Annotated in this window: 24 protein-coding genes; 16 read left to right on the top strand and 8 right to left on the bottom strand. The window is 66.8% G+C overall.

Going from position 1 to position 25,857, the window contains the following annotated elements:
• Nucleotides 1-15 precede the first annotated feature (15 nt).
• The 9 genes from VGK27_10475 (at nucleotide 16) to VGK27_10435 (ending at nucleotide 10,292) form a co-directional block, all read left to right on the top strand.
• Nucleotides 16-387 carry a metalloregulator ArsR/SmtB family transcription factor gene (locus VGK27_10475; GenBank protein HEY3490528.1) on the top strand — a complete coding sequence of 124 codons (372 nt, stop codon included), beginning with the start codon at nucleotides 16-18 and terminating at the stop codon, nucleotides 385-387.
• A gap of 42 nt (nucleotides 388-429) precedes the next feature.
• Nucleotides 430-1,758, top strand: a complete 1,329-nt coding sequence (locus tag VGK27_10470; protein ID HEY3490527.1) for an alginate export family protein — start codon at nucleotides 430-432, stop codon at nucleotides 1,756-1,758.
• 47 nt (nucleotides 1,759-1,805) lie between these two features.
• Nucleotides 1,806-3,803: a ferrous iron transport protein B gene (gene feoB / locus VGK27_10465; protein ID HEY3490526.1), complete on the top strand. Its 1,998-nt coding sequence runs from the start codon at nucleotides 1,806-1,808 to the stop codon at nucleotides 3,801-3,803.
• 168 nt (nucleotides 3,804-3,971) lie between these two features.
• The gene (locus VGK27_10460) at nucleotides 3,972-4,226 is read left to right on the top strand and encodes a FeoA family protein (protein ID HEY3490525.1); all 255 of its coding nucleotides are present in this window, start codon (nucleotides 3,972-3,974) and stop codon (nucleotides 4,224-4,226) included.
• A gap of 56 nt (nucleotides 4,227-4,282) precedes the next feature.
• Complete coding sequence (locus VGK27_10455; protein ID HEY3490524.1) at nucleotides 4,283-6,001, top strand: tetratricopeptide repeat protein; 1,719 nt, start codon at nucleotides 4,283-4,285, stop codon at nucleotides 5,999-6,001.
• A 22-nt stretch (nucleotides 6,002-6,023) separates the two neighbouring features.
• A complete protein-coding gene (locus VGK27_10450; protein HEY3490523.1) occupies nucleotides 6,024-6,896 on the top strand; it encodes an EamA family transporter in 873 nt (290 codons plus the stop codon).
• A gap of 42 nt (nucleotides 6,897-6,938) precedes the next feature.
• Complete coding sequence (locus VGK27_10445; protein HEY3490522.1) at nucleotides 6,939-7,823, top strand: alpha/beta hydrolase; 885 nt, start codon at nucleotides 6,939-6,941, stop codon at nucleotides 7,821-7,823.
• 62 nt (nucleotides 7,824-7,885) lie between these two features.
• Nucleotides 7,886-8,347: a DUF3015 family protein gene (locus tag VGK27_10440; GenBank protein ID HEY3490521.1), complete on the top strand. Its 462-nt coding sequence runs from the start codon at nucleotides 7,886-7,888 to the stop codon at nucleotides 8,345-8,347.
• 40 nt (nucleotides 8,348-8,387) lie between these two features.
• A complete protein-coding gene (locus VGK27_10435) occupies nucleotides 8,388-10,292 on the top strand; it encodes a DUF4105 domain-containing protein (GenBank protein ID HEY3490520.1) in 1,905 nt (634 codons plus the stop codon).
• Between the two features lie 5 nt (nucleotides 10,293-10,297).
• Here the strand turns inward: VGK27_10435 and VGK27_10430 are convergent, their stop codons facing one another.
• Nucleotides 10,298-11,038 (bottom strand): hypothetical protein, encoded by a 741-nt coding sequence (locus tag VGK27_10430; protein ID HEY3490519.1) that lies wholly within the window; start codon nucleotides 11,036-11,038, stop codon nucleotides 10,298-10,300.
• A gap of 111 nt (nucleotides 11,039-11,149) precedes the next feature.
• Between VGK27_10430 and VGK27_10425 the strand changes: the two genes are divergently transcribed.
• Complete coding sequence (locus VGK27_10425; GenBank protein ID HEY3490518.1) at nucleotides 11,150-14,104, top strand: hypothetical protein; 2,955 nt, start codon at nucleotides 11,150-11,152, stop codon at nucleotides 14,102-14,104.
• Here the strand turns inward: VGK27_10425 and VGK27_10420 are convergent.
• From VGK27_10420 to VGK27_10400, 5 genes are all read right to left on the bottom strand, one after another.
• Nucleotides 14,101-14,634: an isoprenylcysteine carboxylmethyltransferase family protein gene (locus tag VGK27_10420; GenBank protein ID HEY3490517.1), complete on the bottom strand. Its 534-nt coding sequence runs from the start codon at nucleotides 14,632-14,634 to the stop codon at nucleotides 14,101-14,103. The genes VGK27_10425 and VGK27_10420 overlap by 4 nt on opposite strands.
• Nucleotides 14,631-15,698, bottom strand: a complete 1,068-nt coding sequence (locus VGK27_10415) for a 3-oxoacyl-[acyl-carrier-protein] synthase III C-terminal domain-containing protein (protein ID HEY3490516.1) — start codon at nucleotides 15,696-15,698, stop codon at nucleotides 14,631-14,633. Before VGK27_10415 ends, VGK27_10420 begins: the two co-directional genes overlap by 4 nt.
• A gap of 110 nt (nucleotides 15,699-15,808) precedes the next feature.
• The gene (locus VGK27_10410) at nucleotides 15,809-16,489 is read right to left on the bottom strand and encodes a hypothetical protein (protein HEY3490515.1); all 681 of its coding nucleotides are present in this window, start codon (nucleotides 16,487-16,489) and stop codon (nucleotides 15,809-15,811) included.
• Nucleotides 16,490-16,521: 32 nt separating this feature from the next.
• Nucleotides 16,522-17,994 (bottom strand): penicillin-binding transpeptidase domain-containing protein, encoded by a 1,473-nt coding sequence (locus VGK27_10405; GenBank protein HEY3490514.1) that lies wholly within the window; start codon nucleotides 17,992-17,994, stop codon nucleotides 16,522-16,524.
• Entirely contained in the window at nucleotides 17,973-18,707 is a 735-nt protein-coding gene (locus tag VGK27_10400) for a class I SAM-dependent methyltransferase (protein HEY3490513.1), read from the bottom strand. Before VGK27_10400 ends, VGK27_10405 begins: the two co-directional genes overlap by 22 nt.
• Before the next feature lie 152 nt (nucleotides 18,708-18,859).
• Here VGK27_10400 and VGK27_10395 point away from each other — a divergent pair, with 152 nt between their 5' ends.
• From VGK27_10395 to VGK27_10375, 5 genes are read left to right on the top strand one after another with little or no spacing between them, the layout of a single operon-like run.
• Nucleotides 18,860-19,762 carry a metal ABC transporter substrate-binding protein gene (locus tag VGK27_10395; protein ID HEY3490512.1) on the top strand — a complete coding sequence of 301 codons (903 nt, stop codon included), beginning with the start codon at nucleotides 18,860-18,862 and terminating at the stop codon, nucleotides 19,760-19,762.
• Nucleotides 19,759-20,562, top strand: a complete 804-nt coding sequence (locus tag VGK27_10390) for a metal ABC transporter ATP-binding protein (GenBank protein HEY3490511.1) — start codon at nucleotides 19,759-19,761, stop codon at nucleotides 20,560-20,562. The genes VGK27_10395 and VGK27_10390 overlap by 4 nt, the downstream gene beginning before the upstream one ends.
• Nucleotides 20,559-21,419: a metal ABC transporter permease gene (locus tag VGK27_10385; protein HEY3490510.1), complete on the top strand. Its 861-nt coding sequence runs from the start codon at nucleotides 20,559-20,561 to the stop codon at nucleotides 21,417-21,419. The genes VGK27_10390 and VGK27_10385 overlap by 4 nt, the downstream gene beginning before the upstream one ends.
• 29 nt (nucleotides 21,420-21,448) lie before the next feature.
• Nucleotides 21,449-23,107, top strand: coding sequence for a putative manganese-dependent inorganic diphosphatase (locus VGK27_10380; GenBank protein HEY3490509.1), 1,659 nt, complete (start codon nucleotides 21,449-21,451; stop codon nucleotides 23,105-23,107).
• A 40-nt stretch (nucleotides 23,108-23,147) separates the two neighbouring features.
• A complete protein-coding gene (locus VGK27_10375; protein ID HEY3490508.1) occupies nucleotides 23,148-23,717 on the top strand; it encodes a ferritin family protein in 570 nt (189 codons plus the stop codon).
• Nucleotides 23,718-23,812: 95 nt separating this feature from the next.
• Here VGK27_10375 and VGK27_10370 read toward each other — a convergent pair whose 3' ends face one another.
• Both VGK27_10370 and VGK27_10365 read right to left on the bottom strand, forming a co-directional pair.
• Nucleotides 23,813-24,109 carry a YtxH domain-containing protein gene (locus VGK27_10370; protein ID HEY3490507.1) on the bottom strand — a complete coding sequence of 99 codons (297 nt, stop codon included), beginning with the start codon at nucleotides 24,107-24,109 and terminating at the stop codon, nucleotides 23,813-23,815.
• Complete coding sequence (locus tag VGK27_10365; protein ID HEY3490506.1) at nucleotides 24,102-24,506, bottom strand: DUF948 domain-containing protein; 405 nt, start codon at nucleotides 24,504-24,506, stop codon at nucleotides 24,102-24,104. Before VGK27_10365 ends, VGK27_10370 begins: the two co-directional genes overlap by 8 nt.
• 175 nt (nucleotides 24,507-24,681) lie before the next feature.
• Here VGK27_10365 and VGK27_10360 point away from each other — a divergent pair.
• Nucleotides 24,682-25,857, top strand: a 1,176-nt coding sequence (locus VGK27_10360; GenBank protein ID HEY3490505.1) for a methyl-accepting chemotaxis protein, incomplete at its 3' end; no start/stop codon positions are given.

The raw sequence follows: 25,857 nt of genomic DNA, 5'->3' as shown, positions 1-25,857 counted from the left end.
CCCGCAGGAGACCGGTTGCCTCAATCGAAGACAGGGAAAGCGCAGGACAGCCCGGTCCCGTTCGTGGATCCTGCCAGCGTGCGCTCGGCGAAGGCCGCCATGCCGGGCGACCGGATGGTCCGGGCGCTGGCCGAGACGTTCGCCGCCTTGAGCGACCCCACCCGGGTTCGCATCATTTCCGCCTTGTCCGGGCAGGAACTCTGCGTCATCGACCTGTCGCGGCTGCTTGGCCTGACCGGTTCCGCGATCTCGCACCAGCTCCGGCTGCTGCGGGGGCAGCGGCTGGTCAAGTATCGAAAGGAAGGCAAGATCGCCTTCTATTCCCTCGACGACGAGCACATCAGCAACCTCATCGAGGAGTGCGTCCACCACGTTTCGGTGGGGTAGGTTTTTTTTGAACCATTGATGAAACGAGTGCTCATATATAACATGGCGCGACCGAAAGGAATCCAGGTGGCCAAGGCGATCGATAATTTTGCTTACGGAATGAAACGACTGTTCAGGCTTATGTTTGTAGTTACGGTCGCCCTGTTTCTGGCGCCAGGCGCAGCGTTCGCGGCGGACGGAAGCGGCACACCGGGATTAGCCGGAAGCCGGTTCGGCCTCGACGCCATGATGCGGGGGGAAGCCGCCCGCCACTTCGACCTGGGAACCGCCGCCGTCGCGGAGGGCGAAGACGACACCCGGGGGCTGGTCCGACTGCGCCCTTCCTTCGAGACAGGGCAGGACAACAGCTGGCGGGGGCGGATCGAAGGGCAATGGTACGGCCTCGCGGGCCGGCAGGATCTCTCGGCCGTCATGGTCTACCAGGCGTATCTCGAAGGGTCGCTTCCCGGCACGCCCGGATTGACCGCCAAGGTCGGGCGACAGGAGCTGGTTTACGGCAGCACCTTCCTGCTCGGAGCCGACACCTTCTATGACGGCCAGTCGTGGGACGCGGCCAGGCTGACCCTCCGCCCCGCCGATCGCCTGTCGGTCGACCTGTTCGGCGGGCGTTACGTGAAGCGGAATTCGGGCGGGATCGAAGGCACGCTTTACGGAATATACGGGACGATCCTGCCGCAGAAGGATTTCACGCTCGACCTCTACGGCCTGCGCGACACCGGCGGCGTCGGGGCGACCCACGCCGGCGGGGCGCACGAGGTCACCTGGTCTGTCGGCGCCCGGGCTGCGGCCCGCTTCGGGGAACGGCTCGACCTCGAAGCCGAGCCCGTCTGGCAGTTCGGGCGGAAAGCCGACGGTGCCGGCGGGTACGACCCGATCGCCGCCTTCGGAGGGCACGTCGACCTGACCTTTCGCCCGGCGCCCGCCCGCTTCCCCGGAAAGCTGTTCGGCGGATTCGCCTGGGGCAGCGGCGACGGGAATCCGGGGGACCACCACTTCCGGGAATTCCACAACCCGAACAACGACACGCCGCAGGTCGGCGACATGAACGTGATCGGCGACCTGAGCGGACTGACCGTGGCCGGTCATGCCGCCAGCGGCCTGCGGATCCTCACGCTCGGTGGCGCGGCCGACCTGTCGCCGGCAGTCAATCTTTCGCTGACCGGCCATGCCGTGCGGGCCGATCAGGTTCCAGCCGGCTTCTCGAAAGCACTCGGCGTCGAGGCCGATCTCGCCCTCGCCTGGACGGTGCGTGACGGGCTTTGCGTAACGCTCGGCGCCGACCGCTTCTTCACCGGCGGCTTCTTTCGGGACGCCACCGGCCGCGAGAAGGACATCGACTACGGCTACCTGCAGCTCCAGGCGGCCATCTGAACCGTCAAGACAAACCTATGGACACGAGATCACGGAGGAGAATCGATATGAGTCGTTCAAGCACGAATGCCGCCTGCTGCCGCCAGCTTCCCGAAGCGCCGGCGGAGGGACTGCCGAAACTGGTGCTGGTCGGCTGCCCCAACGTGGGGAAAAGCGCCCTGTTCAACCGGCTGACCGGAGCCTACGTCGCCGTTTCCAATTATCCCGGGACCACCGTCGAAGTCAGCCGCGGAAAAGCGCGCTGGGGCGAACGCGAGTTCGAGGTGATCGACACGCCGGGCATGTATTCGCTCCGGTCGCTGACCGATGAAGAGCGCGTCGCCCGTTCCATCCTCCTGCGGGAAACGGCGGATACCGTCCTTCATGTCATCGATGCGAAAAACCTGCCTCGCATGCTCCCGATGACGTTGCAGCTGATCGAGGCGGCGCTCCCCCTCGTGCTGGTGCTCAACATGGCCGACGAGATGTCGCGGACGGGCGTCTCGATCGACGTCCCCGCCCTGTCGGAATCGCTGGGCGTCCCGGTCGTGGTCACCTCGACGGTGACGGGGGAAGGGCTGGACGCGCTTCGGGAAACGATCCTGCTGAACCGGCAAGGTGAAGGCGCTGCAACGATCGCCTATCCGTCCGACATCGAGCGGGCCGCGGCGGCGATCGGCCTGATGGTCGGCGATTCGCTCGCGATGGGGCGGAGGGCTGCGGCGCTTCTGCTGCTGCAGGGGGACCTCGAGTTGAACGGGATGCTGGCGGACGATCCGGACACGGACGGGGAAGCGATCGAACGGATCGCGCGCCCTGTCCGGGAGAAGGCGCAACTTGGGCTCGATTACGTCCTGGCGGTCGCCCGGCAGGAGAAGACGGATCAGCTCTGCGGACGGGTGTACCGCTCGAAGAAGGAAAACGGGCTTCGTTTCGGCGAACGGCTGAGCCATTGGATGATGCACCCGCTGTACGGCATCCCGATCCTGCTGGCGTCGCTCTACGCGCTCTACGAATTCGTGGGGGTGTTCGGCGCGCAGACGTCGGTCGATTTCCTCGAGCATACGATCTTCGAGCAGCGGATCAACCCGTACGTCATCAAGGCCGCGGCCGCCATCATCCCATGGGCCGTGCTCCGGGACCTTTTCGTCGGGGAGTACGGCGTCGTGACGCTCGGGGTCCGCTACGCAGTGGCGCTCATCCTGCCGATCGTCGCGACCTTTTTCATCGCCTTTTCGGTGATCGAGGACACGGGGTACCTGCCCCGCCTCGCGATGCTGATCGACCGGCTCTTCAAGACGATCGGCCTCTCGGGACGCGCCGTGATCCCGATGGTGCTCGGCTTCGGATGCGACACGATGGCGACGATGGTGACGCGGACGCTGGAGACGAAGCGGGAGCGGCTGCTGGCGACGCTGCTTCTGTCGCTGGCCATCCCCTGCTCGGCGCAGCTCGGCGTGATCTTCGCGCTGCTGGCCGGCAGCCCGAAGTCGCTCCTCGTCTGGGGCGTCGTGATGGCGCTCAATTTCCTGCTGGTCGGATATCTCGCGGCGAAAGTGCTGCCCGGGGCCGCGCCGCTGTTCTACATGGAGGTGCCGCCCCTTCGCCTGCCCCGCTGGCGCAACGTCCTCACCAAGACCTACACGCGCGTCGAGTGGTACTTCCGGGAAATCCTGCCGATGTTCCTCTGGGCGAGCGTCGTCATCTGGCTCGGGCGGCTCACGGGGCTGTTCGACCGGGCGGTCGCGGCGCTCAAGCCCGCCGTGTCCTTCGTCGGCCTACCCGTCGAGACGGCCGTCTCCTTCCTGTTCGGCTTCTTCCGGCGCGACTACGGGGCGGCCGGCCTCTACGACCTCAAGCAGAGCGGCGTGCTGCACGGCATTCCGCTGGTCGTCGCGGTCGTCGCGATGACGCTGTTTCTCCCCTGCATCGCGCAGTTCACCATCACGGTCAAGGAACGCGGATGGAAGACCGCGGTCGGCATGGCCGCCTTCATCTTCCCCTATGCCTTCCTGGTGTCCTTCCTCGTTGGCAAGGCGCTGCCGGCACTGGGGGTGACGCTGTGAAATGCGAACTGTGCGGACTGGCGTTCGAGGAAAGCGATGCGAAGCGGTCTTGCCGCGGGTGCCCGATGGCGGGGGGTTGCGGGAAGCTGCGCTGCCCCAACTGCGGGTACGAAACGCCGGGTGAATCCGGGCTGACGAAAATCATCAAGGGCTGGAGGAGGAAGAGAGATGCTGCGTGAATCGATCGTCGGGGAACCCAGGCCGCTGACCGAGCTTTTGCCCGGAGAGCGGGGAACAGTCGCGGATCTTCACGCGGAGAAAGGGGACGGAACGCTTCCCAAGCTGCTGGCGCTCGGCATCCTGCCCGGATGCCGGGTCGAAATGGTCCAGCGCTTCCCGTCGTACCTGTTCCGGATCGGCCACACGCAGGTGGCGGTCGATGGCCGGATCGCGCGCGCCATCCGGGTCCGGCAAAGTTCATGAGTCACCCCGCTTCCGGTGATAAGATGGTGCCACTTTCTGCAGGAGAGTGAAGCCCAATGACGGAAATCGGCGACGCTCGCCGGACGCAGGACCCCATCGAGACGTGCCGCGCCGCCGTGGCGCTCCGACCCGACGCGCCCGAGGCGCACTACAACCTCGGCCTGGCGTACGGTCGGGCGAAGCGGTACGCCGATGCGGCCGCCGCGTTCCGCAAGGCGGTCGCGCTCAACCCGCGCTACGCCGAGGCATGGAACAACCTCGGCGCGGTTTGCGGTCGCCTGTCGGCCCACGACGAGGCGGTCGACGCCTACCGCCGGGCCGTCGCCCTCAAGCCCGATTTCGCGCTGGCCCACAACAACTTGGGCGTCGCCTTCGAAAAGGTCGGCCGCTTCGCCGAGTCGATCGAATCGTTCCGCAGCGCCCTCGCCCTCAAGCCCGACCTGCTCGAAGCCCATTTCAACCTGGGCGAGGCGTGCGCGAAGCAGGGGCGTTACGCCGAGGCGGTCGATGCGTTCCTCAAGGTGGTCCAGCTCCACCCCGAGGATGCCGAGGCGCTGTTCCACCTGGGCGAAAACTTCTACCGGATGACCCGTTTCGCCGAGGCCGTCGAGTCGTTCCGCAAGGCGATCCGGCTACGACCGGATATCCAGGACATCCACTTCCTGCTCGGCATGGCCCTTGGCCGGATCGGACGGCACCAGGAGGCGATCCACGCCTTCAGCGAGGCGATCCGCCGCGCGCCCGGCAACGCCGAGGCGCACAACTCGCTGGGCGCCGCCTACGCCAAGGTCGGGCGGCACGAGGAAGCCGCCGAGGCCTACCGCCAGGCCATCGTCCACCACCCCGATTACCCCGAGGCCTGGTTCAACCTGGGCGTCGCCGACGCCGAGCTGTCGAACCCGCAGGGGTCGATGGAGGCGTTCCGGCGCGCGGTCGAGCTCTCCCCCGTCGATCCCGAAGCGCACTACAACCTGGGGACCGCCTGCGCCGAGCTTGCGCGCTACCCCGAGGCGTCGAAGGCATTCCAGCAGTCGATCGCGTTGCGGCCCGCCTATGCCGAGGCGCACTACAACCTGGGCGTGACCTGGTCGCGGCTGGGGCACCACCAGGGGGCGGTCGACGCCTACCGGGAGGCGATCCGCCTGCAGCCGGGCTATGCCCGCGCCCATTACAATCTGGGCGTCGCGCTATCGGCGCTGGGACGCCACGACGAAGCCGTGCAGGCCTATCGCCAGGCGGTGCTGGCGCGGCCCGACTACACCGAGGCGAACTACAACCTCGGCGTCGCCCTCGCCGCGGGCGAACATTACGGCGAGGCGGCGATGGCGTTCGAGACGGCGGCCGCAGGCGCTCCCGGCGATGCGAAGAACCACTACAACCTGGGGCTGTGCCTCTACCGGCTGGGCCGCTTCCGGGAGGCGTTAGACGCCTTCCAGCGCGCGGTCGCGCTGCGGCCCGACTATGCCGAGGCGTGGAACAACCTCGGCGCGGCCTGCACCGAGCTCGATCGCCGGCAGGAGGCATACGAGGCGTACCGGAAGGCGGCTGCGCTCGATCCGGAAGATGTCGAGACGCATTTCAACTTCGGCCTCTACCACGTCATCGCAGGCGACCGCGGCTCCGCCCTTTTCGAACGCGACTTCCTCGAAAAGCGCGCCCCCGGCCTGTCGCGCCGGCTGGCACGGCTGATCGTCCACTTCAAGCCGGGGCACCCGCCGGGCGCGGCGGTGCACGACGGCTCCGTCGCCTACGACGAATCCGGCGCCCAGCGCTAGCCGGCGCCCCACTTTTCGCCGCATGCCCGATCGCGCCCTGCTGCTCATCCTCCTGTCCGCCGTCATGCACGCGGGCTGGAACCTGATCCTCAAGACCAGCAAGCACAAGCTCGCCTTCAACGTGTTCATGCACGGGTCGGCCATCGCCCTCTTCACGGTCTTCCTGGCCATCCGGCACGGCGGGATCCCGCTGCCGACCGGACCGGTGCTTCCGCTGACGCTGGCCGGCGGCTTCTTCTTCTCGGCCTACCACATGTGCCTGACCGCTTCCTACGACCGGATCGACGTCTCGGTCGCCTACCCGTTGACCACCACGGGCCCGCTCTACATCCCGCTCTGGGCCTACCTCGTGCTGGGGGAGCGGCTTTCCCCCACCGGGATGACGGGCATCGCGATCACCTTCCTCGGCGCTTACATCCTGCAGATGCGGGAGATGTCCTGGACGGGGCTGTCGCTGCCGCTGCGCAACCTGCGCAATCCGGGGGTGCTGCTGGCGCTCTCGGCGGGCGTCTTCTATTCGGTCGGCGCGATTGCCGACAAGCGGGGCGTCACGGTGAGCGACGTCTTCGTCTACACCTACTACCTCGACGTCATCCTGTTCCTCTTCCTGCTCGCCAACGTGATGCTGACGCCCAAGCGGCTCAACTTCGCGGCCGAGATCAAGGCGCGCTGGCCGCGGGCGATGGCGGGGGGGATGGTCCTGTTCGCCTCGTTCATCCTCTACCGGATGGGGCTCAAGATGGCGCCGGTCTCCTACGCCGTCTCGGTGCGGCAGGTCAGCTCGGTGTTCGGCGTGCTGGGGGGGATTCTTTTCTTCCGGGAGCCGTTCGGAAAGATCCGGCTGATCGGCGCCGGGATGATCGCCGTGGGGATCGTGTTCATCCGGCTGGGGTGAGCTTCTTTATCGGGATACCATGGCGCAGGAGGAATCACGAGCATGAACCCGTCCCGCCTTCGCAAGCGCCTGCCGAATGTCGCCATCCTCCTGCTGCTGCTCCTTTGCGCGGGCTGCGGCTCGCCTTTCTTCCATCCCGACAAGACCGTCGTCGTTCCGCCGTTTCTCGACCGGGTCGTCCGCGAGGAGGTCGCCTTCACGGCCGGGGACGGCGTGAAGTTGCACGGATGGCTGCTTTCGCCGAAGGGCGGCACCCCTCCGCGTGGCACGGTCCTCTTCCTCCACGGGAACGCGGGCAACATCGGGACGCACGTCGGCGCAGTCGCGTGGATCGCGGAATCCGGCTATCGGGTATTCACATTCGATTACCGCGGGTATGGAAAGTCCGAAGGGACGCCGACCGCCAAAGGGGTGCACGAGGACGCGCGCGCCGCGCTGGCGCTGCTGCCGACGCTGCGGGGCGTCGACCGGGACCGGATCGCGGTGCTCGGCCAGTCGCTCGGCGGGTCGATCGCGGTCTACACGGTAGCCCACGCGCCCGACAAGTCGCTGGTAAAGGCACTCGTCATCGAAGGGGCGTTCGCCGGGTGGCGACGGATCGTGCGCGACAAGCTCACGTCCACGGTCATCGGATGGCCGCTGGCGTACCCGGCGAGCTGGTGCTTCGACGACCGGTACAGCGCCGAGCGATGGATCGGCGGCATCGCCCCGATCCCGGTCGCCATCATCCACGGGACGGCCGACGCCGTCGTCCCGTACCGGCACGGGGAGATCCTTTACGGAAAGGCCATGAACCCGAAGGGATTCTGGACGGTCCGCGACGGGGGGCACGTACGCGCCTTCGCGGAAGAAGGCGTCCGGAGGCAGTTCATCGAATTCCTCGATGCCTGGGTCGCGCAAGAAAAACCGCTGGCAGCGGGACAGTGATATTCCGTACGGAATTCGATAGAATGAACTAACCAAATCCCAGCAGGACGAAGGAGGATCCGATGAGAAAGATGCTTCTGATCATGGCTCTGGCGCTGGCAATTGCTCCGATCACCGCCTACGCGGGCAGCAGCAACACGGGCTGCGGGCTCGGGTCGCTGGCGTGGCAGGGCAAGGCCGACACCACCTTGTTCCAGGCTTTCGAATCGACGACCAACGGGACTTTCGCGTCCCAGACGTTCGGGATCACCTTCGGCACCTCCAACTGCTCCCAGCCCGGCCGCTTCGCCAAGAGCGAACGGCTGAACGAGTTCGTCCGCGCCAACATGGACGGACTGGCCAAAGACATCGCAGCCGGTCGCGGCGAATCGCTCTCCACGCTCGCCGAACTGATGGCGGTCCCGCAGGCCGAGCGGACGGCGTTCAACAAGACGCTTCAGTCGAACTTCGGCAAGATCTTCCCGTCGGCCGACGTAGAGATGGCGCACGTCGTCGACACGATCGTTTCCGTCACGGCCGGCTGATCCGACGGCTGATCCGGTCCGGTCCGTGGTTCGGGAAGGCATGCGACGCACGGTCGCATGCCTTCTTTTTTTGCTCCTGCCCTTTGCGGCCGCCCTCGGGGCGTCCGATCCCGGTTTGAAGGCGGACCGCCTGACGGAAGCCGCCCGCGCCGCCCGCCTCCACGAATCGCGCTACTGGAACGTGCTGCTCCACTACAAGCCTGCCGGAAACGGGGTGAAGAGCATCGTCGACGACCCGCGCTTCTTTCTGGCCCGGGACGGCAAGACGAATCCGGAAAGCGAGTTGGCCGCAACGATCGCCACGCTGTTCGGCGATCAAGCTCCCCCCTCCGACAACGTCCTTCCCGCCCGCTGCCGCTTCCCCGCCCGCTTCGAATGGCTGTCTGATCAGCTCGGGCTGCCGCTGCCCCCTTCCGGGGACGGGACATGCGGCGAGCTCGACAACGCGCTGCGGATCATCGACCCGCGGTCGGCGACGCTCGTCTTCGCGTCGGCCCATATCAATTCCCCGTCGTCGATGGCCGGCCACACCTTCCTCCGGATCGACGGAGCCCACGAAAGCCCGCTCCTGTCGTGGGCCGTCAACTACGCGGCGAAACCCGATCCGTCCGACACGAGCCTCGTTTACGCCCTGAAAGGGTTGACCGGCTATTATCCCGGCTATTACTCGATCCTGCCGTACTACGAGAAGGTGAAGGAGTACGGGGATCTGGAGCGTCGCGACCTCTGGGAGTACCGGCTGAACCTGTCCCGGGCGGAAGTCCGGAGGATGACGCTGCACGTGCTCGAGATGCGCGACTTCGCCTCCGACTACTATTTCTTCGACGAGAACTGCTCCTACAACCTCCTCTTCCTGCTCGAGGCGGCGCGCCCCGCCGTTCGCCTGACCGACCGGAAAGGGCCGTGGGTCCTCCCCGTCGAGACTATCGAATGGGTCCGCGAGGCGGGTCTGGTCGACAACGCCGCCATCCGCCTTTCCCCCGTCCGGACCATTCGCTCGGCGCTTTCCGGCCTTCCCGCAGGACTCCGGAAGCAGGCGCCCCGCCTTGTCGACGGTACGCTGTCCCCGGCCGTCCTGGCCGCTGGCCAGCTCCCCGCGCACGAGAAGGCGGTGCTGCTCGAGAGCGCCGCCTCCCGGCTCCAGCTGCAGTACGCGGCGGGCGACATTCCCAAGGATCAGTACCAGAAGCGGTTTCTCGCGATCCTCTCGGCGCGGAGCGCGTTCGGCGAAGACACCGCAGCGGCGCGTCCGCCGGCGCCCGGACCGGAACTCCCGGAATCGGGCCACCCTGCGGGCCGCCTGTCCTTCGCGGCGGGCGTCGACCGTCACGGCTTCGCGGAGCTGGGCTATCGCCCCGCGTACCATGCCCTCGATGATCCGGGGAGGGGCTTCGCGCCGGGCGCCCAGATCCTCTTCCTCGACACCCGGATCCGGATCCTCCCGGCGGAAGAGACGGTCCGCCTCTCCCGGCTCGACGTCCTCGACATCCTTTCCGCCGCGCCCCGCGACGCACTGTTCAAGCCTTGGTCGTGGAAACTTCGCGCCGGCCTGTTCGACCGGCGCTTCGAGGACGGTTCGGAGCACCTGAGGACGCTCCTGAATCCCGGGATCGGCCTCGCATGGGAAACGGGGCCGGGCGTCGCCTACGCGATGGCCGAGGCGGAAGGGGTGCTCTCGCCGGGCTACGACAAGGGGTGGACCGTCGGCGCCGGTGCCACGCTCGGCTTCGCCGGCTCGTGGGGCGAGCGCTGGCCGGTCCATATGCGGGGACGATGGATCGAGGGCGTTGCGGGAGATCTTCGCGGGGGGCGGGAACGGGAGATCGCGCTGAGCCAGGGTTTCGGGCTGACCCGGACCCAATCGCTCACGCTTGACGTTCAGAAGACGTTCGAGCCGGGCCGACGTGAGACGTCGGCCCGGCTCTCCTGGAACCGGTATTTCTAACGGCGTTACCGCGCCGCCAGGTCAATCAGCGGCGCCGGGCCCAGCCGCACCCCGGAGAACTTGCCCGAGCCGTTGACCCGGTTGATGATCTCCTGGGCGATGTAATCCCCTATGGTGACGGACGACCGGTCGACCGTCGGCTGAGTCACGCCGTCGTCGTACGACGTGAAGACGATCCCGCTGACCAGGGCGATGACGCCGACTTCGAACCAGCTGATCTCGGTCCAGGTCCGGTTCATCGCGGCATGCCGGACATCCAGCTTGAACGGAATCTTGAAATTGCCGATCGGGGTCTTGTCCGACGCCTTCAAGAGGTCCACGTTGACGTCGAACGTCACGTCATAGATATAGCCGTGCCAAGCGGGCGTGAAGATCAGGAAACCGGGAAAGTTGATCAGGAAATTCCAGCCGGAGCCCTCGTAGTGCGGCGTCACGGCAATCGAGGCAATGATATCCACGGGCTTCGAATTGTATTCGTAGGGCAGCAGGACTTCCGCGCCATACTTCGACAGTTCCGCGCCGACCGCCTTCACCAGCTTCGTGGTTTCGAGATCCGGCGCCTTCGGGACGACCCCAACCGACAGTCGCTTCCCGAAGGAATTCGCGCAGGTGGCCTGATACGATGCAAGATTCTTGATTTCAAGCGTATGGGAACATCCCGTTGCAAAAAGCAGAAGCTGGATGCAGAGGAGCACAAGAAAACAACGGACCTTCTTTCCACGCAATAGCCGCATTGAACTGCCCATGACAAGGTCTCCCGGTTCGATGGAATGCGTTTCGGTGCAGATGCTATCATTTGCATTAATCCTTGAATACCAGCCAATTTGGACGATCGGCAAGATCATCCGGGAGATCCCATGCGAAACACCCTGATCCTTTCCATGCTCCTCCTGGTCTTGGCGGTCGACGCGTCCTTCGGCGGGTCGATCACCAGCCCGTTCCGCTTCCGGACGCTCGAGACGGAACACTTTTCGGTGCACTTCCACGACGGGCTCGACAACGTCGCCGCGCAGGCTGCCCGCTACGCGGAGGAGGCGCACCGCCGGATGGCCGTGCCGCTCGGCTGGGAACCGGCCGAAAAGACGCAGCTCGTTCTGGTCGACGCGTTCGACTTCCCCAACGGCTTTGCGAGCGCCCTGCCCTACAACACGATCTATATCTTCCCCGTCCCGCCCACCCTCGATTCGACGCTCGGCGAATACGCGTCGTGGCTCGAAGGGGTGATCGTCCACGAGTACGCCCACATCCTGACCAGCGACCCGGCGCGCGGCTATTCCACGGTCACCCGGAAGATCTTCGGCAAGCCGGTCCCCGTCGCCGACCCGCTGTCGCTTGTGGCCTTCCTCGCCACCGCGCCACCCAACACCTTCCTCCCCCGCTGGTGGCACGAGGGGATGGCGACGTGGGCCGAATCGACATTCACCAATCGCGGCCGTGACAACAGCGTCTATTTCGACATGGTCTTCCGGATGGACGTCCTCGAAGGCCGCGTGCCGACGATCGACCGGATCAACGAGTCGCTGCCCTCCTGGCCCGACGGCCACATGCCGTACCTTTACGGTTCGAAGCTCGTCTCCTACATCGCCCGGACCCGGGGTACGGATGCGCCGGGGAAGCTCAGCCTGCGCCATGCGGGCCGCGTTCCTTACGCCCTCAACGGCGCCCCGGAGCAGCTGTTCGACCGCGTAAGCTACGAGGCGCTGTATCGAGGGATGGTGTTCGACCTGAATGCCGACCAGAAACGAAAAATTGCGGCGCTTTCGAAGGAACCGCCGACGGCCGAACACGCGCTATCCTCCGACGGGGAGGAATTGACCCACCCGCGCTTCTCCCCGGACGGGAAGCGGATCGCGTGGACCCGCCGGGATCCCCACGGGCACGGATCGATCGTGATCGCGGAGGCGGACGGGACGCACGCGAGAGAGATGGCGCGGCGCGTGGTTTCCGACGAGGCGCTCGCCTGGTCCCCCGACGGCGGCGCCATCTATTTCTGCCAGGCCGAAGTCGAGGACGCATTCAAGCTCTACCAGGACCTGTACGTCCTCGATGCGTCGCGCGGGCGCGTGAAGCGGCTGACCCGCGGCCTCCGGCTGTCCGAGGTCGACGCCGCGCCCGAGGGGCAGATGCTCGCCGCCGTCGTCGCCGGCGCCGGCGACCGGAATCTGGCGATCCTGACGCCGGAGGAGCATGGCTATCGCGTCGACAACGTGACTGCGCTCTCCCGGACGCGCCTCTCGGGGCCGCGCTGGTCGCCCGGCGGGCAGGAGATCACCTACGTCGCGACGGGCGAGGACGGCGTCGCCGGGCTGTTCGTCTACGACCTCGCCACCCGCGAAAGCCGCCGACTGCTGGCGACCGATGCGCCGATCGCCGCGCCCGCCTGGTCGCCGGACGGGCGGTTCATCGTCTACGTCTCGGGCGAGACCGGCGTCTTCAACCTGTTCGCATGCCCCGCCGCGGGCGGCGCCCCCCGACAGGTGACGCATCTGGTCGGCGGCGCCTTCCAGCCCGACGTGGCGCCCGACGGACGTTCGGTCGCCTTCTCGAGCTACCACGCCTCCGGCTTCCGGATCGCCACCGTACCCTTCCTCCCCGACCGGTGGCGCGGCGCGCCGGGGCCTTCGCTTCGTGCGGCAATTCCCGCGCCGGGCAGCCCGATCGCGCCCGGGGCCAATAACAGAGCGACGCTCGCCTCCGGGGAGGCACCGGCACTCGCCTCCGGGGACGCCTTTGCGTCCCCCGCCCCGTCGCACCCGTACGATCCGCTGCCGACGCTGACCCCCCGCTTCTGGCTCCCGGCGCTGCTTGCCGACCGGGACGGCCTCGCGCCCGCCGCCCTCACCGCCGGGCAGGACGCCCTCGCCCGCCACACCTGGTTCGTCGAGGGCGGCGTCGGCCTCTCGAGCGGGCAGGGCTATTTCGCCGCGGAATATGCCAACGATTCGTTCCGCCCGACGCTGGTCGTCAAGGGCTACTCGCTGCCGGCGCTCTATTCCGACCTCCTGCGCCGGGGCGACTACTGGGAGCGGGACAGCGGCCTCGTCCTCTCGGCCATCCTTCCCGTCGTCGCCCACGTCGAGTCGGACCTGCGGCTCGAGGTCGGCTACCGGCTTCGGAAGGAGGAGGCGCAGAGCCCGCTTTCCGGCGGCCTGTTCCGCGGAATCCCGGTGTTCGAGGGAAGGCGCGACAGCCTGTTCGCGACGTTCCGCTACACGGATGCGCTGAGGTACCCGTATTCGATCAGCGAGGAGGAGGGACGCCGCATCGCCTTCACCTTCCGGGACTACGACCGGCGGTGGGGCAGCGACCTTTCGGGGAAGGAATACGTCGGAGCGTGGGAGGAATTCGTGGCGCTGCCGTTCGGGCAGACGCAGCACCACGTCGTCGTCCTCGCCGCCCGGGGCGGGCTGGCGACGGGCGACCGGACGCCCCAGGGCGCGTTCCAGCTGGGTGGCCCACCGTCCGACCTCGTCGATTTCCCGCTGCGGGGATACCCGTCGCGCTTCCAGACCGGCAGCCGGATCGCCGCCGGCTCCGTCGAATATCGCGCGCCGATCCGCGACCTCTACCGCGGTCCGGGCACCAGCCCCTTCTTCTTCGATCGGGTCCACGGCGCGCTGTTCGTCGACGCCGGCCGTTCGTGGGGCGACGGCCCCGGCGGGCCGACCCGGATCGGCGCGGGGATCGAGGCGCGACTCGACATGACGCTCGGCTACTGGCTCAAGATCGAGCCGGCGCTCGGCTTCGCCTACGGCTTCGACGAGGACGGCCAGGCGACGGTCTATCTCGCCCTGCGCGCCCTGTCGCTCTAGCCGCCGAACACTTTCCCGTAATCGGTCAGCGACCGGAGCGCCTCCTCCTCGAACCGGATGCGCTGGCGCAGCGCGAACAGGTTGGCGACCGAGAACACGACCATCGTGACGGGGGCGCGCATCAGGAGCGGCAGGAAGAGGAATTCGAGGACAACCACCAGATAGTTCGGGTGCCTCAGGAAGCGGTAGGGCCCTGAAGATTTCACATGGGCGCCGGGCACCACGACGATCCGGACGTTCCAGTACGGGTGGAGCGACGCCATGCACCAGAGGCGCAACCCCGCGAGCAGCGCCACGGCTACCAGGCAGGAGATCGTCCGGACATCGAGCGGCAGCCGCCAAGGGTACGACTCGACGGCAAGGGAAACGAAGTATAGGGCGTGCATCGCCGCGATGTTCCGGAACGACTCCGGATGGAATTCCTTCGCCCCCAGCGGTTCGAGCGCCTTCCGGTTCCGTATCGAAACGAACACTTCGAAAGCCCGCTGCAACAGCAGGACCCCGAACACCCACGCGAAGGATCGGGTCACGACCGCACCAGCACCATTTCCGCCGCGAAGCCCGGCCCGAACGAGACGATCAGCCCATAGCCCGGGTTCCGGTATCCCCCCTCGGCCAGCCACCGCTCCAGCACGAGCAGGACGGAGGCGGACGAGACGTTGCCGAAATCCCTCAACACCGATTCCCCGATCCGCAACCGGTCCGCGGATAGCCCCAGCGCCTCGGTCACGGCGTCCATGATCTTCGCGCCGCCCGGATGGGCCAGCACGTGGACGACATCGTTTCGCGACAGGCCATGCGCTTCGAGGAACGCGTCGACCACCCCGCCAAGCTCCGACCGGAGGATTTCGGGAAGCTCCGGCGTGAGCACCAGCCGGAATCCGGCGTCGGTCACATCCCAGCCCATGAGGCCCGTCGTCCCCGGGAAGAAGTGCGACCGGGTATCCAGAATCCGCACGCCCGGGCCGTTGGGGACCGCCGCTGCATCGCCGGCTACGAGAACCGCCGCGCTGCAGTCGGCGAAGAGCGACATCGCCACCAGGTTCAGGCGCGACAGGTCGTCCGGGATGAAGTTGAGACTGCACGTCTCAAGGGAAGCCACAAGCACGATCGCGGCGGGATGGGCCAGACAGTAATCGAACGCCCGGGCGATGCCGGCAGAGCCCGCTGCGCATCCCAGCCCCCAGACCGGCAGGCGGGAAACCGAGGGCGACAGGCCGAGCGCGTTGACCAGGTAGCTGTCGAGGGAAGGCGCAGACATGCCGGTGGTTGTGACGAAGACGACCTGCCCGACCTGATCGGGGCGGATACCGGACAGCGACAGGACATTGCGGGAGGATTCGACCAGGAGCGCGAATCCCTGTTCCAGGAATGCCCGGTTGCGATCTTCGATGGTGTGGGGGGCAAGATACCAGTCGAGCGGCATCAGGAAGGCGCGCTCGTCGATCCGGGAATGGGCGAACACGTCCCGGATGCGATCGGGTTCCAGGCCGGGCATTTTTCCGGCGAACCGTTCCGCGACCACCGCCCCGAGAAAATCCTGCCGGAAACGGTGGGGCGGAGATGCGTGCGCCGCTTGGAGGATCACGGGCATCGAACGCCTCCCCGGGCGCTCGCCTGCGCGGCGAGACACCCCTTCCTATCCCTGCTCTTGGTGAGATGGTCCCTGGGAGGCGATCGATGCCCGTTACTGCCGAACCCGGCCTACTTGACCGCCGAAAGCGTCTCGGTCACGCCCGCAGGCACCTTGACGTTGAGGATCTTTGCGGCCTCGACGCAAATGCCGAGCGTGTCCTTCGTCGAGGAGATGTCCACCGGCAGCTTCGTGCCCATGGCGGTCAGCAGTTCGGTCGCCACCTGCAACTTCGGCATGTCGGCCATCCCCGCTCCCTTCATCGCGCCTCCCACCGAGGAGGCCGTTTCCTTGGCCTGACCCGACACCGCGGCGTCGGCCTTGAGCCCCGCCGCCATTTCCTTGATGCCGGCCGAAAGCTGCTTCTTGCCGTCTTTCCCCAGCTTCTTCCGGTCGGAGATCGCCTTCTTGATCGCCTCGTCCGCACTGCCCATCGTCGTCGACGCCGCAGTAACCTCCTCGGCCGTCACCTGCCCCGAGGAAACCTTGCCCGCCTGGGCGCGGACCTTGGCGGCCTCGTCTTTGAGGCTGAACGCGGAGAGCACCTTCTCGCGTCCGGAAAGCATGTTCTTCGTCGCGCCCTGATAGCTGCCAGACAGCGTCTGAACCTGCGTGAGCAGGCTGTCGACGCTCGCGGAGGACGTACCGGAGGCGGCGGGCGCGCCGATCTTTCCGATCCCCGGAAGTTCGAAGGCGGCGGCGGGAAGCGCGAAAGCGGCGATGAGGCAAAGCGCGGAAACGGTTCTTTTCATGGTGGATCTCCCTTGCGGATAGAGTTCGCGGATCAACCCGGGGTCGAGGCGGATGCGGTCCGACCCCCACCGGCCTTGCCCGCGCCGTGGGCTTTCTTGCCGTGCTTCCCGGATACCCCCTTGGAGCGCTTGCCGGGGCCGGCCTTGCCGCGCTTGCCCGGGACGAGCTTGGCGTGCTTGCCCCTCTTCTTCCGGGAAACGGTGATCAACTTCCCGGCCCGCTTTGCCTTGGCCACCGAATAGATCGGCGGCATCGACGACGGGTAGCCGAAGTAGGCCGAGAACGCCTCCTTGCCGACATAGTTGCCCTTGATCCGCCAATGGTCGTCGTTGACCACGAGGGCGACAAGCGCCAGTTTGGGATCGGACACCGGTGCGACGCCGGCGAACCACTCGAAATTCATCCGGGGAGTCCAGCCCGACAGCGTGCCGGTTTTGCCGGCCACTTCCATGTCGCGCAGCATCGGGGTGCTGGCGGGCGAGCCGAAAGCATGGCGCGACGTGCCGCTCTCGATGGTCTTCACCATCATTTTCATCAATGTCTGGGCCGTCTCGGGCCGGATCGAGTCGCGAAGCTTTTCGGAGCGGCCCTCGAACATTACGGTCCCCTGCCGGTCCTCGATCCGGTCGATCAGCCGGGGCCGCGGCATGGCTCCGTTATCGCCGATCGACGCCATGATCATCGCCATATGGAGCGGCGAGACATAGACTTCGCCGAAACCGGCGCCGGTCCGCGCGAGCTCGAGCTCGTCGGACGGAACCTCGCTGCGGCTCGGCTCGACCGGCAGGTCGAACGGCACGGCCTGCCCGAAGCCGTATTTACCGAGATACTGTTCAAGCCCTTCACGGCCGACATGATTGACGGTCACCTTGCCGAAGACGACGTTGGCCGATTTGGAGATCGCGTCGCTCAGGGTCATGGTCGGACCGCCGCCCGGGGGCAGGTGATTGGCCCTGCGGGAAACCGAATAGATGCTGCCGCAGTAACTGATGTCGGCTTCGGGGTCGACCCCGCCCTTCTCGATGGCGGCGGAAGCGGTGATCATCTTGACCAGCGACGCCGCCGGATAGATCGCGCGAAGCGCGAGCCCGGGGTCGGACTCGCCGCCGCGCCGGTAGCCGACCAACGCGACGACACGGCCGGTCTTCGGCTCCACCGCGGCAAACACGCCGTAGGGCGGGTCGAATCGGCGGAACAGGTCGAACACCTCCTGCTGCAACTGGGGATTGATGGACAGCGACACCTTGTTCCCGTCGGGAGTCACCCCCTCGGAGCGGGCGGCAGCCAAAAGCGTCAGCAAATTGCGGGCATCGATGCCTTGCGCCGCGATGGTCGCGGCCTGGTCCCTGGGCGATTTGGCGACGCGGGACGGCGCGGGGACCTTGAACCGGTTTGTCGCCAGGGCGACTCCGTGCGTCACCCCCCAGCCCGTTGCGATCACGACGGCGGCCACGGCCGCGAATCGGCGGATCTTGTGCTTTTCTATTTTTTTCTTGCCAGGCATACGAGCCCCTCCGAGTCATTCGAAAAAGCCGACAGGGCGAAATCGGAATGGAACACCGGATCCCTGAACCCTGCCGTGGCGAGCATCTCCCGCAACTCGCCCGGACGGATCGGGTAGAGCGGGATATCGTTGTCGACCGGCCCCTGCGGATCGCCGGCCAACGTCAGTTGCGTCTGGAACCGAAGCGTCCGGTCGCCCTCCCACCGATAGCGCCGCGTCATCGAGGCTGAGCCGTCGGCCGACCGGAGCGGCGGGAGCTCGGACGCCCCCCCGGGGGCGAACCGGTCGTAGTTCAGGATCTGGAGCAGCAACAACCCGCCGTCCGCAAGCGCCACGAACGCCTCGGCCAGGAACCGCGCCGCCGCGTCCTGCGGAACATGGACCAGCGAATTGCCGAGACAGAGCAGGAGATCGGCGCTCCCTGGAGGAACCAGCCGGAGAAGATCACCGAATCCGCCCACTTCGATGCGAGCGTTCGAAAACGGGGAAAGCTTCCTGCGGGCAAGTTCGGCCATCGCCGGATCGGGGTCGAACCCGGTGCAGAGGGCGCCCAGCTCGACGAGCGGCAACAACTGCCCCCCTGATCCGCAGCCGGCGTCGACGACCCGCAACCCCGGGCGCTCCTCGGCAAAGGAACGCAGCAACGTCCTTTGGGCCGCGGAAACGGGGAACAGGGCGTCGTAGGACCGGCTCAACTGTTCATAAAAGGCCAACGGCACTCCCTTCCCTTGGAACCATCCCATTGTAGAGGAAGCCGCAACCCCCCACAACCCGGCTTTGTTGCGGATGAACCTCACGTTCATGGGATGCCCCGGCCGGAGGGGCCGTTGCATTACGACGGTGGGGGAAATATAGTGGAATTCCCATGATCAAGCGTTGCCTCCGCCTTTTCGCCCTCGCCCTGACGGCCGTTTTTCTTGCGCCGGCCGCGGTCGGCGTCGCCGCGCCTCCGCTCCGGGTGCTGACCTCGTTCCTGCCGATGTACCTGTTTACCAAAAACGTCGTGGGCGACGCGCCGGGCGTGACCGTCGAGATGATGCTGCCCCCCTCGCTCGGCTGCCCGCACGATTACGCCCTGACCCCGTCAGACATGAAGAAGATCGCCGCTGCCGACCTGTTCGTCGTCAACGGGCTCGGCATGGAGGAGTTCCTCGGTGCCCCGGTCCGGAAGGCCAACCCCCGCATCCGGGTCGTCGAAAGCGGCGCGGGCGTCTCCCCGATCCGGGAGGATTCGCGCGAAGGTCACGGCCATGGCGGCATCAACCCCCATAGCTGGGTGAGCCCGAAAAACGCCGTGCTGCAGGTCCGTGCCATCGAGAAGGCGCTGTCGGCGGCGTCGCCGGGCAATGCCGCCCGCTTCCATGCCAACGCCGAAGGATACGTCCGGCGCCTCGAGGCGCTCTCCCGCGAGTGCGACGCGGCGGCCCGGCGCTTCCGGTCCCGCAACATCGTCACCTTCCACAACGTGTTCGACTACCTGGCGCGCGACCTCGGGCTCGCCATCGTCGGCGAGATCGAGACGGTGCCAGGGCAGGAACCTTCGGCAGGCGAGGTCCGGAAGCTGATCCGCATCATCCACGACCGGCGGGCGGCGGCGGTCTTCGGCGAACCGCAATACCCGGCGCGGCTGGCCGAGATGGTCGCCCGCGAGGCGCGCGTGCCGGTCCGCGCACTCGACCCGGTGGCGACGGGATCGGCCGCCCTCACGGCCTACGAAGACGCGATGCGCGCCAACCTGCGCGTGTTGGGCGAGACGCTGGGAAAATGAGCGCCGATCCCGTCCCGGGCCACCTCCACACGCTCGAGATCCGCGGGCTCACCGTCCGGCTGGGCGGCGTCGAGATCCTCTCCGGCATCGACGCCGATATCCGCTGCGGCGAGGTCACCGCACTCATCGGCCCGAACGGCGCCGGCAAGACGACGCTGCTCAAGGCAATCCTGGGGATGGTCCCGTACGACGGCTCGATCCGCTTCTGCCATTCCGAGGAGCACGGGCGCGGCAAGCCGCGCATCGGCTACGTCCCCCAACGGCTCGACATCGACCGGGACGTTCCGATGACCGTGCTCGACTTCTTCTGCCTGCCGGCCCAGCGTTTCCCGGTCGTCTTCGGCCATTCCCGCGCCGCGCGCGCCGGCGCCGAGGAGGCGCTTGCGCGCGCCGGCGCCTCCCACCTCATCAAGAAGCCGCTGGGGCGGCTTTCGGGCGGCGAGCTCCAGCGGGTGCTGCTCGCCCTCGCCCTGCGCGGGCAGCCCGACATCCTGCTGCTCGACGAGCCGGTCTCGGGCGTCGACGTGGCGGGAGAGGAGCTCTTCTGCGATTTCCTGGGGGAGGTCCACAGCGAGAGCCGCTTCAGCCTGCTGCTGGTCAGCCACGACCTCTCGGTTGTCACGCGCCACGCCGACCGCGTCATCTGTCTCGACCGCCGGATCGTCTGCCAGGGCGCCACGACCGAGGTGCTGACGTCCGGCACGCTGGCGGAGATGTACGGAAGCGAAGCGCACCTGTTCCGGCACCAACACGCCCACGGCCACGGGCACCTGCACGAAGGGGAGTGCGACTGCCCATGACCGAAGCCACGCTGCTCGCCCCCGTCCTGGGATTCCTCGGGCACCTGCTCCCAGCCGACATGGCCGGCCTCGATTTCATGAAGCGGGCACTGCTGGCCGTCCTGCTCGTCGGGCCGACCGCCGCCATGATCGGCGTGCCGCTCGTCCACTTCCGGATGGCGTTCTTCTCCGACGCCATCGGCCACTCGGCCTTTACGGGGGTCGCGCTCGGCGTGCTGCTCGGCATCCACCCGCTGGTCACGATGGTGGCGTTCGGCCTTTTCGTCGCATGGGCCATCGCGACCGTCAAGGGGCGTACCGACCTTTCGACCGATACCGTGATCGGCGTCTTCTTTTCGACGGTGGTCGCGCTCGGCATCGCCATCATCAGCGTCCGGAAGGGGCTGACGCGGAATCTCCAGGGCTTCCTCTACGGCGACCTGCTCGCCGTTTCCGACACCGAGCTCCTCTGGATGGCGGCGCTCGCGGCGCTCGTCGCCGGCTACCTGTTCCTGACGCTCAACCGCCTGCTGCTTCTCGGCGCGCACGAGGGGATCGCCCGGGCCATGCGCATCCGCACCAGGGCGCTCGAGATCTCGTTCGCGCTCGTGACCGCCCTTGTGGTCACCACCGCGATCCGGGCAGTCGGCATCCTGCTCGTCACGGCGCTGCTCGTCGTGCCGGCCGCTGCCGCCCGCAACATCGCGGGAAGCGTCGCCTCGGCCTTTGCGATCGCCGTCGGCGTCGCCCTGTTTTCCGGGATCGGCGGGCTCGTCGCCTCCTTCTATCTCGACAGCGCCACCGGCGCCACGGTCGTCCTCTTCTCCTCGGCCTGCTTCACCCTCACCCTGGCGGTCCGGGCGTTCGTTCCCCGTTGACCGGCTTCGCGACGAAGGAGTCCACGCCCATGGAAAAGACGCTGTTCGTCATCGGCCACCGGAATCCCGACACCGATTCGGTCGCGGCGGCCATCGGCTATGCCGATCTCAAGCGGCGGACCGGCGCCTCATCCCGGGTTGTCGCCGCCATGGCGGGTGCCCCGAACCCCCAGACACGCTTCATCCTCGACCGCCTCGGCCTCCCCGATCCCGTCACCCTCGCCGATGTCCACCCCAAGGTGCGCGACACGATCAAGCCCGATCCGGTGGCCGTGACACTCGACACCAGCGCCTACCAGGCGCTCGAGGCGTTCCACGTCAGCGGCGTCCGGACCCTGCCGGTGCTCGACGCGGAGCGGAAGCCTTGGGGCATCCTTTCCCTGCTGCGCCTGTCCGAGAAATACCTGCTGCCCAGCGCCGAGCACCAGCGGGAGATTCTCACCACTCCCCGCGCTCTGGCGCGGACGCTCGGGGCGTCGCTCGACGGCGGGGACGCCCTCGACGCACCGGTCACGCTCAAGCTCTTCATCGGCGCGATGGGAGCCGCCTCTTTCTCCGGCCGGATCTCCGGGTATGCCCCGCGCGAGCTGCTCGTCATGACCGGCGACCGGGTCCCGATCCAGCAGGCCGCCGTCGAGCATGGCGTCCGGATCCTGGTGCTGACCGGAGGCCACGCGCCCGATGCGTCGTTGCGTTCGCTGGCGGCCGATCGGGGGACCATCATCCTCGTCACGCCGCACGACACGGCCACCGCGGCCTGGCTCGCGCGCCTGTCCACCCCCGTCTCCCTTTTCGCGGAACGGAAGTTCGAGACCATCGGCGTCGGGGAACCGCTGACCCGCCTCCGGCAAAAGCTGCTCGCCTCGCGGGAGCCCTCGGTCTTCGCCCTCGAGGACGACGGCACGCTGGCGGGTGTTGCCACCAAGTCATCGCTGCTCGCCCCCCTTCCCTACGCCCTGGCGCTCGTCGACCACAACGAGATCGGGCAGGCCGTCCCGGGCGCCGAAGCGGTCGAGATCGAAGAGGTGATCGACCACCACAAGCTCGGGAACGGGCCGACCGTTTCCCCGATCGCCTTCATCACGTCGCCCGTCGGCAGCACATGCACCCTCGTCGCCGACCGCTACCGGGAGCAGGGCCTCGCGCCCGAGGAAAAGATCGCCGCCCTCCTTTTGGCCGGCATCCTCTCCGACACGGTGTTGCTCAAGTCACCCACGACGACGGAATCCGACCATGCCGCCGCCAGGTGGCTCGAATCGATCGCCCACCTCGATGCATCCGAGTTCGGACGGGAGATTTTCGCCGCCTCCAGCTCCCTCCGGAACTTCGGTTCGGCCGCCAAGGCGCTCGAATCCGACTTCAAGCGGTTCCGCCACGGCAGCCACGAGATCGGCGTGGGGCAGGTCGAGGTCATCGGCTTCGACGAATTTCACGAGATGAAGCAGGCGTTCCTCGATGCCCTTTCTTCGATCCGGAAACGCGACGGCCTTTTCGTGGCCGGGCTCATGGTGACCGATATCGCCGCCGAGGTGACGCTGTTCCTCGTCGAGGGGTACACGCGCATCGCCCACGTGATGGAATATCCCCAGGTCGAGCCGCACCTTTACGAGATGAAGGGGGTCCTCTCCCGCAAGAAACAGCTTGTCCCCCACCTTCTCAAGGCGCTCTCCCGGCTGGAGGGCGAGTGATCGCAAGGCAGGAAATTCCAGGAAACGACCGGAGGAAACGATGACGATGAAGGGATCGAAGACCGAGAAAAACCTGATGGCGGCGTTCGCCGGAGAATCTCAGGCGCGCAACCGCTACACGTTCTACGCCGGCATCGCCTCGAAAGAAGGGTACGAGGCGATCGCGAACGTCTTCCTCGAGACGGCCGACAACGAGCGGAAGCACGCCAATATGTACTTCAAGCTGCTCGAAGGGACCGACGTCGAGTTTACGGCCTCGTACCCGAGCCGGATCGGCGACACGCGGGTCAACCTGGAAGCGGCGGCGGCGGGCGAGAAAGAAGAGTGGAGCAACCTCTACCCGGCCATGGGGAAGATCGCCGAAGAAGAAGGGTTCACCAAGGCGGCCGTGACGTTCCGGAACATCGCGGGCGTCGAGGTCCACCACGAGGCGCGCTATCTGAATCTTCTCGAGCGAATCCGGAACGGCACCTACTTCAAGCGCGAGGCGCCGATCCGCTGGAAATGCATCAAGTGCGGACACATCCACGAAGGGACCGAGGCGCCCAAGGTGTGCAAGGCCTGCACGCACCCGCAGGGCTGGTTCATGCCGGCCGAGTCGAACTGGTAGCATCGGCGCACGATCGCCGACGCGCCTGAAAAAGAAAGCGGGGCGGGGGATCAATTCCCCCGCCCCGCACCGTTTATTCCCGGATGTCGCCTTGGCTATTCAGGCGTGTTCTCCCCGAACTTGGCGCGCTCGCGCGCCATCGCCTCGCGGCCGGCCTCGTAGGCCTCCTTGACCGCGGAGGATTCCCGTTCGAGCAGCCCGCCAACCTTGGCCCGGACATCGCCGGTCCAGCCGGTGGCCTTTTCTTTCAGATCGCCGGCGAGGTCGCTGATCTTCTCGCGCGCCTCGCGGCCCGAGACCGGCGCGGTCAGGAGCGCGATGCCGGCGCCGATCAGACCTCCCGCAAGAAACGCGACCAGAGCCGTGCCGTTGAACCCCTTCTCTTCACACATGATCTTCTTCCTCCTTTCGGGAATGCCGATTGACGAGCGATTCGATGAATGCCTTCGCACCCGCCGTCACGCCCGATACGCCGCCGATGACCGGAAGCACGATGCCGGCGATGCCGGCGGAAGCCATGTCGAGCGACCGGCGAACCTTCTTGCCTCCTTCGCTCACGAGCGCCACGTTGGCGGCAACCCGCTCGACGTGGACCAGGATCTCTCGTACCGTCGCATTGGTCCGGCGCAGATCCTCGGCCGTCATCTCGGCCTGGCGAAGCGTCGATTCGAGGCGCGACTCGAGTTGCCGGATCGTGCGTCGAAGCTGGAGCAGCGTGACCGCGAGAACACCCGAGAGTACGATCACGGCAAACGACAACGCCACGAACAGCAACTGTTGACCGCTCAAGCGGACACCCCCTTGCCTGCGTCTTTCCGGCTGGATTCGACGGTTCCTGTTACCCTTGAGGGTACGATACCCCAGCGGCATTTGACACGCAAGAAACCGGATGCTTTTGCCGATACAAACAAATGACAACAGATCCGATAAAGCGTCCGCAAAGCCACGATTCGAAAGGATCAAGATGAGATCGGCGAACAGCATGGCGGCCCGGCAGACGATGGCCTTTGCCGCCTTCGCACTTGCGGTGACCCTCCTGGTTTCCTTTTTCTCCTACTATCGGGCGAAATCCGCCCTCGACGACAGTCTCTACCGGCATGGCGGGGCGCTGCTGACGGCCATGGAATCCGACGCCACCGAAAATCTCGCCAAGGGCGGCGCCGGCTTCGACCAGGCCTACTTGGCCAAGTACATCGACGACATGGCGTGGCACGACCCCAACATCGCCTTCGCCGCAGTCGTCGACACAAGCCGGACAATCCTGGCGCATTCCGATGCAACGCGGGTCGGGTCAAAGTGGGAGGCTCCGGCCGGCAAGGCCGAGGGGTCCATGAAGATCGTCCGCCGAATCGTCCCCCACAAGAAGACGCACGCGCTCGAGCTGACGATTCCCGTGGCGCCCGGCGGAAAATCGCTCGGCTGGATCCAGCTCGGCATGAACTACGAGGGAGTCGAATCCGGGTTGCGCCGGCTCGCAACCGACATCACGATCGCCGGGGTGCTGATCTTCATCGGCTCCCTGCTGGTCTCGCGAACGCTCGCCCGGGGCTTCACCCGGGGGATCGACCGGCTCGTACTCAAGGCCGAGGAAATCTCCGGAGGCGAACTGCGGACGCAGGTCCCCGAAGAGGGCACGAACGAGCTGCGGGCGCTGGCGCGGGCATTCAACGCCATGGCCGAGAACATCCGCACGATGATCCGTCAGATCCAGGATGCGGGAGGCCAGGTCGGCGAATTCTCCGCGGGCATTACGACGGTGATCCAGGAGCAGGCGACGAGCGCGTCGCAGCAGGCGGCGTCTCTGGCCGAGGTGACGGCGACGATGGAGGAGCTTTCCCGCACGTCGCACCAGATCGCGGGCAACGCCGAATCGGTCAAGTCCAGCGCCGAGCAGACGGTCGAAATGGCGCAGCAGGGGACGACACTGGTCAGGGAAAGCGTCGACGGGATGGCCCGGATCAAGGACCGGGTGACCGACATCGCGCAAAAGACGCTGTTCCTGGGCGAGAAGAGCGGCGAGATCGGGAAGGTGATGGATCTCATCAAGGAGATCGCGGGCGAGATCCACCTGCTGGCGCTGAACGCGGCGATCGAGTCGGCGGCGGCGGGCGAGCACGGGCGGCGCTTCGCGGTGGTGGCG

This window comes from Candidatus Deferrimicrobiaceae bacterium (genome assembly GCA_036504035.1).
Lineage (GTDB): Bacteria > Desulfobacterota > Deferrimicrobia > Deferrimicrobiales > Deferrimicrobiaceae > JANXPS01.
This window is presented reverse-complemented; position numbering and strand designations above follow the sequence as displayed.